Origin of the sequence: Salipiger sp., from assembly GCF_048261495.1 — a bacterium.
GTDB lineage: Bacteria > Pseudomonadota > Alphaproteobacteria > Rhodobacterales > Rhodobacteraceae > Salipiger.
Genome location: NZ_JBLXFX010000002.1, coordinates 581,490 through 595,298, shown reverse-complemented (window position 1 = coordinate 595,298; position 13,809 = coordinate 581,490). Strand labels below are relative to the sequence as shown.

The window sequence follows — 13,809 nt, the reverse complement described above, 5'->3', positions numbered from 1 at the left end:
CGCGCAGGGCCCGGCGTGGCGGCATGCCGCAGCCTGCGCGGCGGAGGGTCGGAAAGTGCGGGGAGGTCAGGAGGTTGGCCCCGCGCCGGTGGCACGGGGCGCCTTGCCGCTCACTCGGCGGCGGTCTTGAGCTTGAAGCCCTGTTCGATCATGTCCGCCGGTTCGACCGGGTATTCGCCGGAGAAACAGGCGTCGCAATACTGCGGCGCGTTCGAATCGCGGCCCGCCGCTTCGCCCGCCGCGCGGTAGAGACCGTCGAGCGAGATGAACTTCAGCGAATCGACGCCCAGATGCTCGCGCATCTCGTCCTCGGACATGGTCGCGGCCAGCAGCTTTTCGCGCTGGGGCGTGTCGACGCCGTAGAAGCAGGGCCAGGCCGTCGGCGGGGAGGCGATGCGGAAGTGCACCTCGGCGGCGCCGGCATCCAGGATCATCTCCTTGATCTTGCGCGAGGTGGTGCCGCGCACCACCGAATCGTCGACGAGGATCACCCGCTTGCCGCGGATCAGCGCGCGGTTCACGTTGAGTTTGAGCCGCACGCCCATGTTGCGGATCTGCTCGGTCGGTTCGATGAAGGTCCGGCCCATGTACTGGTTGCGGATGATGCCCATGCCGTAGGGGATGCCCGATTCGTGGGCAAAGCCGATGGCGGCGGGGGTGCCGCTGTCGGGCACCGGACAGACGAGGTCCGCGTCCACCGGCGCCTCGCGGGCCAGTTCCACGCCGATCTGGCGGCGGGTCTCATAGACCGACCGGCCGCCGATGATCGAATCGGGGCGCGAGAAATAGACGTGCTCGAAGATGCAGAACCGCGATTTGCGGGCGCGGAAGGGGCGCTGGCTTTCGACGCCCTTCTCGGTGATGACGACCATCTCGCCCGGCTCGATCTCGCGCACGAACTCGGCACCGATGATGTCGAGCGCGCAGGTCTCCGAGGACAGCGCCCAGCCGTCGCCGACCTTGCCGAGCACCAGCGGGCGCACGCCCAGCGGGTCGCGCACGCCGATGAGCTTGGTGCGGGTCATGGCGACGATGGAAAAGGCGCCCTCGACCCGGCGCAGGGCATCTTCCATGCGGCTCGGGATGTCGCGCTGCAGCGAGCGGGCCATCAGGTGGATGATGCATTCGCTGTCGCTGGAACTCTGAAAGATCGAGCCGCGCTCGATCAGTTCGCGGCGCAGGGCGATGGCGTTGGTGATGTTGCCGTTATGCGCGATCGCCGCCTGACCCTTGGCGAATTCGCCGAAGAAGGGCTGGACGTCGCGGATCGCCGCGCCTTTCGACCCGGCGGTGGAATAGCGCACATGCCCGATGGCAAGCGGGCCGGGCAGGGTTTCCATCAGCGATTGCTTGGTGAAATTGTCGCGCACGTAGCCGAAGCGGCGGGCGGAGTTGAAGCCGTATTCGGGAGAGAAGGAGACGATCCCTCCAGCCTCCTGTCCGCGGTGTTGCAGGGCGTGCAGTCCGAGGGCGACGAAATTCGCGGCATCGGTCAGGCCGATGACACCGAATATCCCGCATTCTTCATGCAGTTCGTCTCCGTCGACCGCATCGTAGTCGAAGGGGTGGGCGGGGGGCATCTGGCGCTCGGACAAAGGCAGCTCCGAATCCGGGGGGGTGCAGGATTGGCCCCCTCATACTGGCACGGCGGGGGGATGTCACGAAAGCATCGTATTTGGTCGCCGCAGTGCGGCACCGCAAGGGGAGGGGCCGTTGCATCGCGCGGACGTGAACCCCGGCACCCGCCTGCCTGGCAGCCCTGGCGATGCTTGCGGCCGGGCCCTGGTGCCCCGGAACGGGCGCAACTGCGCCGTTACGCTGCGTTCCTCGGGTATCCGGCGGCCGCCACAGGATCGCCGGGCGTCGCGGGGCGGCGCCGGACCGGGCGCAGGCGCCGCCCCGCGCCGCCCCGCGGCTCAGTCGAGCACCGCGTCCCAGTCCAGCCGGATGTCATGCGCGAAGCGGTATTCCGGCAACAGGGTCGGGGCGGTCGCCTCGTCTATCTCCGCATGGACGTTGACAGGCGGCGTCACCGTCGCATCGCGCCCGAAGAGAAAGCTCTGTTCTGCCACCAGCACGCGATAGGCCTTGTCCAGCATCAGCGCCCGCTCCGGCGTGGGCGAGATCAGCGTCGCGACATCCTTGTCGGCCATGCGTGCGGCATCGGCCTTGCCGTCGGCGAACCAGTTCTCGATCATCTCCATGTTCGAGCGGAATTCGTCGCCGCCCCCGGCGCGCGCGAGGTAGAGCGCGATCTCGCCCCCGGTCCCGCCCCGGTTCGGCGCGTCGGGCATCCCGTGCAGGTCGATGTAGCCCCAGCCCGCCGCGCCGCGGACCTTGCGCGGAAAGGCCCAGGTCTGGTCGATGTTGCCGCCCACCGTGGTGTGGCAGCCCCGGCAGAAGAACGTCTCCTCGCGGGTCTGCGGGCGCAGGGCGCCGTCGGCATCCTCGATGAAGGCCTGGAGGGTCCAGCCGAAACCGTTGTCCATGCCGCGATCCCCGAGCGAGACATAGCGCGGCAGGTTCTCGTCCAGCTTTTCCTGCAACTCGTTGCCGTAGCGCGAGCGCAGCTGCGGGATGGTGAGGTCGGTGGACTTCACCATGTAGCGCAGTTCCTTCATGCGCGGCGGCGTGGTGATGGCGCCGTCCTCGACCCCGACATAGCGCACGGAATGCAGGAACTCGGTGCCGGCGGGATACATCATGCGCTGCAGCGGCCGGTCCGAGGCGGCCCCGAGGTAGCTGTCCCGGCGCAGGATCAGCGTCGTGCGTCCGAGGTGGCCGTCGCCGTCCAGATCGGTGCCCACCGCCACCTCGTTCACCGGCGGCAGATCGACCTGCTCGAAGTCCTGAAAGGCGATTTCCAGCAGCGCGAGGTTGGCCATGTAGACATCGCGGCTCTCCACTCCCTCCGCGGTCGTGCGGAAGGCGGCGGGCAGGCGGATCAGCACGTCGTCGGTCGAGCCGTTGGTGGGCCAGAAGGTCGAGGGCTGCGGCTTGTAGTTGAAGGCCACCCAGCCCGACCCGTCGCGGGCAAAGCCCGTACCGTCGAAGGCCGCCGCTCCGGTGTGATAGCCGTCGAGGTCGGGAATCCAGCCCCCGAAATCCTGCCGCTCCAGGCGCGCGGGCAGGTCCGAGTAGTTCTCTGTGTTGATCCAGTCGAGGATCTCGGCATCGGAAATCCCGGCGACCTCGGCAGAGCGGTCGACGAAGAGGTTGACCCAATGGTTGGTCATGCCAGCCTCGGAGAAATTGTAGGCCTCCTGCAGATCGCCGTCCTGCATGAAGTTCGGGCGGGCACCGTCGGTGTTGGACTGGTGGCAGACGTAGCAGGGATTAAAGTGTCCCTCGATGCGGGTGTAGCACTGGGGCGGCACCGGGGCCTCGGCGTTGTAGCGGCGCCCGGCAAGGGTCATGTCCAGCGAGGAGGGGCGCGTGGCCATGTAGCCCGCCGTGTCCATGGTCGTCAGGTCTTCGGCGGCAAGGGCGGCGGTTGCGGCAGAGCTCAGCAGCAGGGCAAGGGCGGGGCGGATCATTCGGGGCACCATCGGTTCGGATGTATCGGGGCGCAGCGCGCCCGGCGGACGGGCAGGGGCTGCGGCGGAAAAGACAGGAGGGGCCGCGTCGCCACGGCCCCCCGGATCGGTCGTCGCGACCGGATCACATGGCGGCGGGCGTCCAGAGCCACATCGCGTTGTTCTCGTGGTAGCCGGTGTCCTCGCCGATCAGCACGGAGCCGTCGTTGCGCACGACGATGTTGTCCGGGCTCGAGATCGCGTCGACCGCGCAGGCGTTGGCCTCGTCGTTCTTGTCGTAGGGGCCGCCCGCGACGACCGGGGTCATCCGCGTCACGTCGTAGCCGGCATCGAGCGAGAGCTGGTAGACCACGCCGCACTTGTTCTCGGTCACCTGGATGTCGCCCGCGTCGTCGGACATGCCCTTGGCGACCTCGGACATCGCCATGTAGGCGAAGGGCACGGTGCCGGCCTTCGCGGCCTCGAGATTGATGTTCACGCCTTCCATCTTGCGGAATTCGGCGGTGGCACCCCTGGCGGCGGCGGCCTTGCGGCTTTCGAGGAACGCCACGCGGTCATCCACGGCGGCGCCTTCGGCCCAGGCGGCAACCTCGGCATCCGAAATGTAGCTGGTTTCGCCGTCCTTGAAGGCGTCGGTGCCGATGCCGTCGTATTCCGCGATCCAGCCCTCGACATCCGCCTGCGAGGCATGGGCCAGCTCGATCCACTCGACGTCGAAGCCGGTGGTGGCGCTGTCCGAGCCGGGGGCGCCGTCCTGCGTCATTCTGGCGGCAAAGAGCGTGCCGGAGGACAGGTCGCCCGCGGTGTCCGCGACGAACTTGAAGAACACCACGTCGGTGCCGTCGTCGGACAGGTACACGGTCCGTTCGTCCGGCATCACGACCGAGTTCTCGTGGCTGAACCGGCCCATGGCGACGCGCTTGACCGGGGTCGCGTTGGTCGCGGGGTCGGTGATCTCGACGATGTAGCCGTAGCGGTAGGGGTTCGGGAAGGTGCCGAGATAGGAGGCCAGCGCCTCCTGGTCGTCATGCTCCTCGAAGCCGGGATCGTTCCAGGCCGAGGTGTCGTCGAAGTAGAGCTCTTCCGAGGTCAGCGGCGTGTTCCAGGGCGACACGGTGCCGAAGCAGTTCACCCAGGTGCCCATGACGGCCGAGAAATCGACCATCGTCGCGTCGCTCTCGTCCATCGAATAGGCACCGTCGGTGCCGCGGGTCAGCTTGACGCGGGACATGCCGCCGGGGCGGTCCTCCCAGTTCGAGAACAGGTAGCCCTCGTTCTCGCCGGTGGCGATGAAGCCGTTGAAATCGGGATCGTTCGACGTCTTGATGACGCCGCCCTTGCCCTCGATCACGCCGATCCGGTCGAAATCGCCCTCCTGGACGAGGATCTGGTAGTCGCCGAGCGCGGTCGCGACCACGTTCCGCGCGTCACCCTCGGGCAGCGCGGCCTCGTCGCCGTCGAAACGGGCGCCGGACACGACGCCGACGGTGGCCTTGGCAAAGGCGGTGCCGATGTCGTCGGCCGGATGCTGGACGTTGAAGAACAGATCGTCGCCGTGCAGGAACATCCCGGTGATTTCCGCGCCGACGGGAACGGTGGCGACACGCTTGATCTCCTGCGCCAGCGCGGCGGAGGTCAGGCAGGAGCTGGCGAGGAGCGCAGCAAGTGCGGTCTTGGCTGTCATGTTGAGATTCCTTCGAAGACAGGTTGCTTCAAGGCGTGCCCTAGACCCGCAGCATGACAGGTTCGTGACGGTTCGCGAAACGCTTTGCGATCTTCGCGGCGCGCGCGGATCGCCCCGGCCGGTTGCCCGCCCGGCGCAGGAAAAAGCCCGCCGGGCGCGGGGCCGGGCGGGCTTGGGTCGGGGGGCCTGCGGCCTTGCGGCGGCTCAGGCGTCGTTGGGGCCGGGCGCTTCGCAGACGCCGACGAGCTGCTCGTACTGGGTGGTGATCCAGCCGAGCGCCGCTTCGGGGTTCTGCTCTTCGATGCGGTCGGTGAACCGCGAGAACACCGCGGCCGAGCGCGAGTTGTCGATCGCCGGAATGTCCTGCGCCGTGATGATGGTGGTGTAGACGAAGAAGGCGATCGCCACGAGCAGCACCCCGCGCGCGACGCCGAACAGGAAGCCGAGCCCCTGGTCCAGCCCGCCGAGCGCCGAGCGTTGCACGAGGCTGGAAAACACCGGGGTGAAGAACGACACCACCACCAGCGCCAGCGCAAAGACCGCGGCAAAGGCGGCGATGATCGACAGTTCGCAGCTGTCGGACAGGAAGTCGCCGATCACCGGGATCTCCTTGACCAGCGGCTGAACCTGCGGTGCGAAGAGAAAGGCGAGGATTGCGGCGACGATCCAGCCGATGATGGCCAGCGCCTCGCGCACGAGGCCGCGTGAATAGGCCAGAAGCGCCGAGAGCACGATCACCAGTGCTACGACGCCGTCAACGACCGTGAAACCTTCCATACGTTCCGTCCCTTGTCCTGCGCTTATCCCGCGCCGAAAACTTCACCCACGACGGCGGCCAGATCGGCCATGGTCGACAACGTCATGCCGTCGGCATTCGTGGCTTTGCTGCCTTGCGGCAGAATCGCCGTGGAGAAACCAAGTTTCTGCGCTTCTTTCAACCTGTTTTCCGTCTGGGAGACCGGGCGCAGGGCTCCTGATAGGCTGATTTCTCCGAAAACGACAGTCTCGGGGGGCAGCGCCACATCTTCGCGCGCGGAAAGTAGCGCAGCCGCCACAGCCAGATCCGCCGCGGGTTCGCCCACGCGCATCCCCCCGGCAACGTTGAGATAGACATCCATTCCGGCAAAGGGGATGCCGCAGCGCGCCTCGAGCACGGCAAGGATCATGGCCAGCCGCCCGCCGTCCCAGCCGACGACCGACCGGCGCGGCTGGCTGTGCGGGGTGGGGGCGACCAGCGCCTGGAATTCGACCAGCACCGGGCGGGTGCCCTCGATCCCGGAAAACACCACCGACCCCGGCTGCGGCGTGCCGCGTTCGCTCAGGAACAGCGCCGAGGGGTTGCCGACCTCGGACAGGCCCGCGCCGGTCATCTCGAAGACGCCGATCTCGTCCGCGGGGCCGAAGCGGTTCTTGACGCTGCGCAGGATGCGGAACTGGTGCCCGCGCTCGCCCTCGAAATAGAGCACGGTGTCGACCATGTGCTCGACCACGCGGGGGCCCGCGATCTGGCCGTCCTTGGTGACGTGGCCGACCATGATGACGGCGGTGTTCCGGCGCTTGGCAAAGCTTGTCAGCTCGTGCGCGGCGGCCCGGACCTGGCTGACCGAGCCGGGGGCGCTGTCGACGTTGTCCGCCCACATGGTCTGGATCGAATCGACGATGGCGAGGGCGGGTTTCTCGGCCTCGAGCGTGGTGAGGATGTCGCGCAGGTTGGTTTCGGCGGCCAGCCGCACCGGCGCATCCGCAAGCCCCAGCCGCTGCGCGCGCATCCGGACCTGGGCGCTGGCCTCCTCGCCGCTGGCATAGACCACCGAAAGCCCGGCATTGGCAAAGGCCGCCGCCGCCTGCAGCAGCAGGGTCGACTTGCCGATGCCGGGATCGCCTCCGACCAGCACGGCCGAGCCGGGCACCAGCCCGCCGCCCAGCACGCGGTCCAGCTCTCCGATGCCGCAGGCGGTGCGGGGGGGCGGGGCCTCCTTCGAGGAGAGATCCGAGAGCTTGACAGCCCGCCCGCGCGAGGCTCCCAGCGTCTTGCCCGAGGGGCCGGAGGCCAAGGGGGCCTCCTCGACGATGGTGTTCCAGGCGCCGCAGGCTTCGCAGCGCCCGGACCACTTGGTCGTGCTGGTGCCGCAGGACTGACAGACAAAGGTGTTCGTGGATTTCGCCATGACCGCCTTCTAGGCCCGCGGCGCCGGGCGAGGCAAGCGCCCAACGGGGCGCGGGCCGAATTCCGTCCCGGCCCGGAGCCTGCCGTGCCGGCGTCTATTCCGCCGCGCGGCGCGACAGCATGGCGACGATGCGGTCGTCCTGCTGCGTTTCGGATGCCGGAAGGTCGTCGATCTCGCTGCCGGCCTCGGCCAGCGGGTCGAAGCTTTCGGCCCATTCCTCGGCCTCTTCGGGCAGGCGATGCTCGTCCGGGACGATTTCGGGCAGGATGTCTTCGAGATCCTCGCAGAGCCGGGCGATCTGCGCCTCGGCGATGTCCTCTTCCAGCTCGACCCGCATGTGCCACTTGCGGATGTCGGTCGCGATCAGCTTGGCCTCTTCGATGCGGGCGTTGAAATCCTCGATCTCCTGCTGGCGGGCGGTCAGGAAATCGCGGGCGCGCTGCACCCGGCTGTCGGAATAGACCTGCCCCAGCTCGCGGGAGATGTGGCTCATCTGCGCGGCGACCTCGAGGACCGAGGGTTCGAGTTCGGCAAGGTCGGGATGGTCGCGCAGGAAGGCGATGCGTTCGCGGACCGAATCGAATTCCGAGGACAGCGTGAACACCCCCTCGCGGTCGGCGCGATGCGCGGCGGCATAGGCGCGGGCCACGTCCTTCATGCCGATGTGAAACGAGCGGTGCGAGGTTTCGAGAGCCATCACCCGGGCATTGGTGGGCAGAAAGAACAGCAGCCCCAGCGCCAGCGCGCTGACACCGACCTGCACATATTGCCCGGCGTCGGCGAATGTGACCTCTCCGAAGTTGAGGGGAAGCATGAGCCACGGCGCGTAACCCGTTGCGCAGGCGATGGAATATCCCGCCAGGCCCAAGCCGAGGCACAACACCAGAACCAGGGTGATCCGCTGCATCGCGGATTGAAACAACAAGGCTGCCGATTGCAACGAGGAATTCATGCCCCTGTCCCCCAGACAAATGTTCACATGAAATGACATCGGCCAGATTAAGCCGAAGACCAGCAATTTTATAGAAAAATCTTGTTTTTTGCGTTCGGGGGGCGGTTCGTGAAACAAAATTACAGAACGCCGTGAATTGTCCCGTGACGGCGATCAATGCCCCGGATCAGCCCTTTCGGTCTTCGATCATCCCGATCACCAGCGACGCGAGGATGCAGGCGGTGAAGAGATACAGGCCCCAGGCGGTCTCGATCCGGCCGATGCCGATGCCCTTGGCCAGCGTGACGTAGAGGGCGATCAGGAAGACGTCCGCCATCGCCAGCTTGCCGAGCACCGCCAGCACGGGAAGCGCGCGGCGGTCGAGCAGGCCGAACTGCACGAGGGCAAGGCCGATGGTCTTGAGATAGGGCGCGAACAGCGCAAAGACCGTCACCACGAGGGCCAGCACGATGTCGGTGCGCCAGAGCGATTGCAGCCCGGTCAGCACGCTGATCTCGTCCAGCGCGAACAGCGGCAGCAGGCCGGCGCGCAGCAGCGGGGCGGCCCAGGCGACGGGGTAGAGCACGAGCAGCGCCAGGTTCGCGGCTCTGAGCGCCCGGTCCCGCATCGGCTCAGACCATCCGGGTCGCGATCCAGAGGCCGACCAGCCCCCAGAGCAGCGCGATGTGCACGAAGTCGATCCAGCGCGCCCGCATTCCCGGCAGGAAGGCGCTGGACGCGAGTAAGACCGACGGCGCGAGCAGGGCCCAGAGCCCCTGTCCCAGCGTCATGAGCCGGGCGGCGGAGGCATAGGCGGGGTGGGCCATGGCGCCGAAGGCGGGGGCAAAGATGATGGCGATCCCGGCGAGCGACAGCAGCAACGCCAGCGCCGCGGCCAGCCGCGACGGCCCGCGCGCAAGGGCCACGCGCAGCAGCGCGAGCAGCGCGATCAGCTCCAGCCAGACGAATTTCTGCACGAAGAGATAGGCCAGGAGGACGGGGCTGGGTTCCAGAAAGTTCATCGTACCGCCTCGATCGGACCTTCGGCGCGTCCGTGAATGAATTGTTGCAGGTAAGGGTCCGGCGCCGCGTCCATTTCCCCGATCGGACCCGTCCACTGGATGACCCCGTCGTGCAGCATCGCCACGGTGTCCGCGATGGCGCGGACCGAGCTCATGTCGTGGGTGATGGTCATGGCGGTGGCGCCCATCTCGGTCACGATCTCGCGGATGAGATCGTTGATGACGCCCGCCATGATCGGATCGAGCCCGGTGGTCGGTTCGTCGAAGAAGATGATCTCGGGTTCGGCGGCGATGGCACGGGCAAGGCCGACGCGCTTCTGCATTCCACCGGAGAGTTCCGCGGGCAGGCGGTCGGCGACCTCGGGTTTCAGACCGACGCGGCGCAGCTTCTCGACGGCGATGTCGCGCGCCTCGGCGGCGGGGCGCTTGAGCGGTCCGCGCAGAAGGCGGAATGCGACGTTCTGCCAGACCGGGAGGCTGTCGAACAGCGCGCCGCCCTGGAACAGCATCCCGAAGCGGGCGAGAAAGGCGTCGCGGTCGCCCTCGTGCACGTCGCGGCCGTCGACGGTGATCGTGCCCGCATCGGGCGCCACCAGGCCGAGGATGCATTTCAGCATCACCGACTTGCCGGTGCCCGAACCGCCGATGATGACGGTCGAGGTGCCCCGCGCGACCGAAAGCGTCACGTCGCGCAGCACCGCGTTGCTGCCGAAGCTCTTGCGGACACCGGACAGCGCGATCATCGCGCGCACCCTGCGTCGGTGGCCGTGGCGGTGGCGGTGGGGCCGGAGCGGCCGGTCGGGGTCGTCGGGACCGGGAACGGGCACGGATGGCGGGCGCGGGTCATATGGAAAAGAACACCCCCGTGAGCAGGAAGTTCGCGGCGAGGATGAGCACCGCCGCGGCCTCGACCGAGCCCTTGGTGGCGCGGCCGACGCCCTGCGCGCCGCGCCCCGAGCCCATGCCGAAGTAGCACCCCATCAGCGCCGCGATGCCGCCGAAGGCACAGCCCTTGGCAAGCGAGGACAGGATGTCGAGCGGTTCGAGGAAGTCGATGGTGTTCTTGATGTAGGACGCCGCGTTGAACCCGAGCGAGGAGGTGGCGACCGCGTAACCGCCGAAGATGCCGATCACGTCGCCGACGCCGACCAGCAGCGGCACCACGATCAGCCCCGCCAGCACGCGCGGCGCGACGAGGTATTTCATCGGGTTGGTGGACAGCGTCACCAGGGCGTCGATCTGCTCGGTCACCTTCATGGTGGCGATCTCGGCCGCGATGGAGGAGGTGACGCGGGCGGCGATCATCAGCCCGACCAGCACCGGCCCGAGTTCGCGCACCATGCCGATGGCGACGATCTGCGGCACCACCGCCTCGGCGCTGAACCGGGCACCGCCCGAGTAGATCTGCAGCGCCAGCGCGCCGCCGGTGAAGACCGCCGTCATTCCGACCACGGGCAGCGACAGCCAGCCGATGTTGAACAGCGCCAGCAGCAGTTCGCGACCGTAGAAGGGCGGGCGCAGCGCGTGGCTCAAAGCACGGGCGGCAAAGAGGGCGACCCGGCCGATGGCGGCCAGGAAGGCGAGCGTCGTCCGCCCGAGCGCGGCGAGGGGCGCGGTGAGGATCATCCGCCGATGTAGCGCCGCGCGTAGCGCGCGCCGAGCGAGGTCAGCACCTCGTAGCCGATGGTGCCGGCGTAGTCGGCGACCTGGTCGACACCCTGGTGCGGCCCGAGCAGGTCGAGGCTCTGCGGCGCTTCGCCGAGATGGGTCACGTCGACCCCGATGAGGTCCATGGAGACCCGGCCGAGGATCTTGCAGGGCCGGTCGTCGGCGAGAAGGTAGCCCTTCGGCCCCTGCGCCCGCAGGATGCCGTCGGCATAGCCCGCCGCGATGGTGGCGACGCGCATCGGCGCGGCCGCCGCGAAGGTGTTGCCGTAGCCGACGGTTTCACCGGGGGCGAGGTCGCGCATCTGGATCACCGGGATCGACAGTCGCGCCACGCTCTGCGCCCGCTCGAAGGGCAGGCCGCCGTAGAGCCCGATGCCGGGCCGTGTGACGTCGAAGTGATAGGCCTCGCCCAGCAGGATGCCACCGGTCGCGGAAAGCGAGCGGGGCGCCTCGATGCCGTCGGTCATCTCGCGGAAGCAGTGAAGCTGCTGCGCGTTCATCGCGTGGTCGGGTTCGTCGGCGCAGGCGAGGTGCGACATCACCAGCCGGGGCTTCTGCGCCAGCGCGATGTCGCGCAGGGCGGACCATTCGGCGGGCTCCATGCCGAGGCGGTTCATGCCGCTGTCGAGCTGGATGCCGAAGGCATGGCCGGGCAGCGCTTCGACATGGCGGAGCATCTGGTCGATGGAATTGATCATCGGGGTCAGCCGTGCATCGCGGATCAGCGCGGCGTCGCCCTCCATGTGGCCGGAAAAGACACAGATTTCGGGGCCTTGTCCCAGGGCCTGACGGACCGCCGCGCCTTCTTCGGCGAGGGCGACGAAGAATCGCCGCGCGCCCTGTTTCGCAAGCGCCGGGGCCACGCGCGCGGCGCCCAGTCCGTAGCCGTCGGCCTTGACGACGGCGCCGGTCTCGCTCCGGCTGAGGGCGTCGAGCGCGCGCCAGTTCGCGCAGAGCGCGTCGAGGTCGATGATGAGCTGTGCCTGTGCCATGGCCGTGGTGATTGCCTGTTGCCCGGCAGCGGTCAAGGGGGAATGCGCGCGCTGCGGCAGCGCGTCCCGCTGCGGGGACAGGCGCGCTCGGGCAGCTCCCGCCCGCCCGCCCCGCCGCCCTCGCGCGCCTGTGTCGGCGCGGGGCGGCAGGGTGGGCGCCCGGGGGTGTCAGTAGCCGCTGTCCTCTCCCTGTTGCCAGGGCTTGATGAGGTTGCCGAAGCGGGTGAACTGGCTCTCGAAGCTCAGTTCGACGGTGCCGATGGGCCCGTGACGCTGCTTGCCGATGATGACCTCGGCCTTGCCGTGCAGGCGGCTCATCCGCTCCTGCCAGCCTGCCATCTCGTCCAGGCGGTCGTCCGAGGGTTTTTCCCGCTCCACGTAGTATTCCTCGCGGAAGACGAACATCACCACGTCGGCATCCTGTTCGATCGACCCCGATTCCCGAAGGTCCGACAGCTGCGGGCGCTTGTCCTCGCGGCTTTCGACCTGGCGCGACAGCTGGGAGAGGGCGATCACCGGGATCGCCAGTTCCTTGGCGATGGCCTTGAGACCCATGGAGATCTCGCCGATCTCCTGCACCCGGTTGTCGGACATGCCGCGCAGCAACTGGAGGTAGTCGACGATGACGAGGTCCAGCCCGTGCGTCCGCTTCAGCCGCCGCGCCCGCGCCGCGACCTGGGAAATCGGCAGGGCGGGGGTGTCGTCGATGTAGAGCGGGCAGGCCTCGAGCGCCTTGGCGGCCTCGACGAAGCGGCGGAACTCGTGTTCCTCCATGTCGCCCTGGCGGATCTTGTGCGAGGAAATCTCCGAGGCTTCCGCCAGGATCCGCGCCGCAAGCTGCTCGGCGCTCATTTCCAGCGAGAAGAACCCGACCACGCCGCCGTCCAGCGCGCCCTCGGTGCCGTCGGGCTTGGTGCCGCGCTTGTAGGCCTTGGCGATGTTGAAGGCGATGTTGGTCGCGAGCGAGGTCTTGCCCATCGACGGGCGCCCGGCGAGAATCAGCAGGTCCGACGGGTGCAGGCCGCCGAGTTTCTTGTCGAGATCGGCCAGTCCGGTCGAGATCCCGGCCAGCCCGCCGTCGCGCTGGTAGGCGGCGTTGGCGACGTTCACCGCATCCGTCACGGCGCGCAGGAAGGACTGGAAGCCGCCCTCGGTCTGGCCCTGTTCGGCCAGCTTGTAGAGCGCCTGCTCGGCCTCGACGATCTGCTCCTTGGGTTCGGATTTCACGTCCACCTTCGACGCCTTGGCCGAAATGTCGCGCCCGAGCCGGATCAGGTCGCGCCGCACCGCGAGATCGTAGATCATCTGCGCGTAGTCGCGCACGGCGAAGGACGACACCGCCGCCCCCGCGAGCCGCACGAGATAGGCCGGCCCGCCGAGTTCCTTCAGCCCCTCGTCATCCTCCATGAAGGCCTTGAGCGTCACCGGCGAAGCAAGGTTGTTCTTGGCGATGCGCGCGGTGGCGATCTCGAAGATGCGGGTGTGGACCGGGTCGAAGAAATGCTGTCCGCCGACGATCGCCGCGACGCGGTCGTAGACGTCGTTGTTGGTCAGGATCGCGCCCAGCAGCTGCTGCTCGGCTTCGATCGAATGCGGCATGGTCTCGGCCTGCTCGACCTCGACTCCCGTCGGATTGAAAACGCTGTGGTCGTTCATCTGCTGCTCTTTCCCTGTCCCCGTACATCACCCGTCGGGGCTTCTAGGCCGATCGGACCGCCCGCGCCAAGGAAGATATCTCGGGGGATATCCGCCGGGAAAACCCTGTGGGCAGAGAGTCGGTCCGACAGATAGGGTAGCACGGAAGATCC

The 13,809-nt window shown here is 68.0% G+C and carries 12 protein-coding genes; all 12 read right to left on the bottom strand.

Annotated features, from left to right (window positions below):
- Positions 1 to 110: 110 nt before the first annotated feature.
- Entirely contained in the window at positions 111 to 1,580 is a 1,470-nt protein-coding gene (gene purF / locus ACN0RJ_RS06375; RefSeq protein ID WP_417721907.1) for an amidophosphoribosyltransferase, read from the bottom strand.
- A gap of 336 nt (positions 1,581 to 1,916) precedes the next feature.
- Positions 1,917 to 3,536 carry a hypothetical protein gene (locus ACN0RJ_RS06370; RefSeq protein WP_417723732.1) on the bottom strand — a complete coding sequence of 540 codons (1,620 nt, stop codon included), beginning with the start codon at positions 3,534 to 3,536 and terminating at the stop codon, positions 1,917 to 1,919.
- A 124-nt stretch (positions 3,537 to 3,660) separates the two neighbouring features.
- Positions 3,661 to 5,220, bottom strand: a complete 1,560-nt coding sequence (locus tag ACN0RJ_RS06365) for an alkaline phosphatase PhoX (RefSeq protein WP_417723731.1) — start codon at positions 5,218 to 5,220, stop codon at positions 3,661 to 3,663.
- Positions 5,221 to 5,424: 204 nt separating this feature from the next.
- Entirely contained in the window at positions 5,425 to 5,997 is a 573-nt protein-coding gene (locus ACN0RJ_RS06360) for a CvpA family protein (RefSeq protein ID WP_417721910.1), read from the bottom strand.
- A 23-nt stretch (positions 5,998 to 6,020) separates the two neighbouring features.
- Positions 6,021 to 7,388, bottom strand: a complete 1,368-nt coding sequence (gene radA, locus ACN0RJ_RS06355) for a DNA repair protein RadA (RefSeq protein ID WP_417721911.1) — start codon at positions 7,386 to 7,388, stop codon at positions 6,021 to 6,023.
- A gap of 94 nt (positions 7,389 to 7,482) precedes the next feature.
- Positions 7,483 to 8,295 (bottom strand): DNA repair protein, encoded by an 813-nt coding sequence (locus ACN0RJ_RS06350; RefSeq protein ID WP_417723730.1) that lies wholly within the window; start codon positions 8,293 to 8,295, stop codon positions 7,483 to 7,485.
- A 211-nt stretch (positions 8,296 to 8,506) separates the two neighbouring features.
- A complete protein-coding gene (locus tag ACN0RJ_RS06345) occupies positions 8,507 to 8,947 on the bottom strand; it encodes a paraquat-inducible protein A (protein ID WP_417723729.1) in 441 nt (146 codons plus the stop codon).
- Between the two features lie 4 nt (positions 8,948 to 8,951).
- Positions 8,952 to 9,341 carry a hypothetical protein gene (locus tag ACN0RJ_RS06340; RefSeq protein WP_417723728.1) on the bottom strand — a complete coding sequence of 130 codons (390 nt, stop codon included), beginning with the start codon at positions 9,339 to 9,341 and terminating at the stop codon, positions 8,952 to 8,954.
- Positions 9,338 to 10,084 (bottom strand): ABC transporter ATP-binding protein, encoded by a 747-nt coding sequence (locus tag ACN0RJ_RS06335; protein ID WP_417723727.1) that lies wholly within the window; start codon positions 10,082 to 10,084, stop codon positions 9,338 to 9,340. The genes ACN0RJ_RS06340 and ACN0RJ_RS06335 overlap by 4 nt, the downstream gene beginning before the upstream one ends.
- Positions 10,085 to 10,184: 100 nt before the next feature.
- Entirely contained in the window at positions 10,185 to 10,967 is a 783-nt protein-coding gene (locus ACN0RJ_RS06330) for an MlaE family ABC transporter permease (RefSeq protein ID WP_417723726.1), read from the bottom strand.
- Positions 10,964 to 12,001 (bottom strand): alanine racemase, encoded by a 1,038-nt coding sequence (alr, locus tag ACN0RJ_RS06325; protein WP_417723725.1) that lies wholly within the window; start codon positions 11,999 to 12,001, stop codon positions 10,964 to 10,966. Before alr ends, ACN0RJ_RS06330 begins: the two co-directional genes overlap by 4 nt.
- A 168-nt stretch (positions 12,002 to 12,169) precedes the next feature.
- Positions 12,170 to 13,657 carry a replicative DNA helicase gene (locus ACN0RJ_RS06320; RefSeq protein ID WP_417721918.1) on the bottom strand — a complete coding sequence of 496 codons (1,488 nt, stop codon included), beginning with the start codon at positions 13,655 to 13,657 and terminating at the stop codon, positions 12,170 to 12,172.
- Between the last annotated feature and the right edge of the window lie 152 nt (positions 13,658 to 13,809).

Excerpts from the sequence above, each read along its gene's own strand:
- purF (WP_417721907.1), bottom strand. The coding sequence starts at position 1,580 with ATGCCCCCCGCCCACCCCTTCGACTACGATGCGGTCGACGGAGACGAA.
- ACN0RJ_RS06370 (WP_417723732.1), bottom strand. The coding sequence starts at position 3,536 with ATGATCCGCCCCGCCCTTGCCCTGCTGCTGAGCTCTGCCGCAACCGCC.
- ACN0RJ_RS06365 (WP_417723731.1), bottom strand. The coding sequence starts at position 5,220 with ATGACAGCCAAGACCGCACTTGCTGCGCTCCTCGCCAGCTCCTGCCTG.
- ACN0RJ_RS06360 (WP_417721910.1), bottom strand. The coding sequence starts at position 5,997 with ATGGAAGGTTTCACGGTCGTTGACGGCGTCGTAGCACTGGTGATCGTG.
- radA (WP_417721911.1), bottom strand. The coding sequence starts at position 7,388 with ATGGCGAAATCCACGAACACCTTTGTCTGTCAGTCCTGCGGCACCAGC.
- ACN0RJ_RS06350 (WP_417723730.1), bottom strand. The coding sequence starts at position 8,295 with ATGCAGCGGATCACCCTGGTTCTGGTGTTGTGCCTCGGCTTGGGCCTG.
- ACN0RJ_RS06345 (WP_417723729.1), bottom strand. The coding sequence starts at position 8,947 with ATGCGGGACCGGGCGCTCAGAGCCGCGAACCTGGCGCTGCTCGTGCTC.
- ACN0RJ_RS06340 (WP_417723728.1), bottom strand. The coding sequence starts at position 9,341 with ATGAACTTTCTGGAACCCAGCCCCGTCCTCCTGGCCTATCTCTTCGTG.
- ACN0RJ_RS06335 (WP_417723727.1), bottom strand. The coding sequence starts at position 10,084 with ATGATCGCGCTGTCCGGTGTCCGCAAGAGCTTCGGCAGCAACGCGGTG.
- ACN0RJ_RS06330 (WP_417723726.1), bottom strand. The coding sequence starts at position 10,967 with ATGATCCTCACCGCGCCCCTCGCCGCGCTCGGGCGGACGACGCTCGCC.
- alr (WP_417723725.1), bottom strand. The coding sequence starts at position 12,001 with ATGGCACAGGCACAGCTCATCATCGACCTCGACGCGCTCTGCGCGAAC.
- ACN0RJ_RS06320 (WP_417721918.1), bottom strand. The coding sequence starts at position 13,657 with ATGAACGACCACAGCGTTTTCAATCCGACGGGAGTCGAGGTCGAGCAG.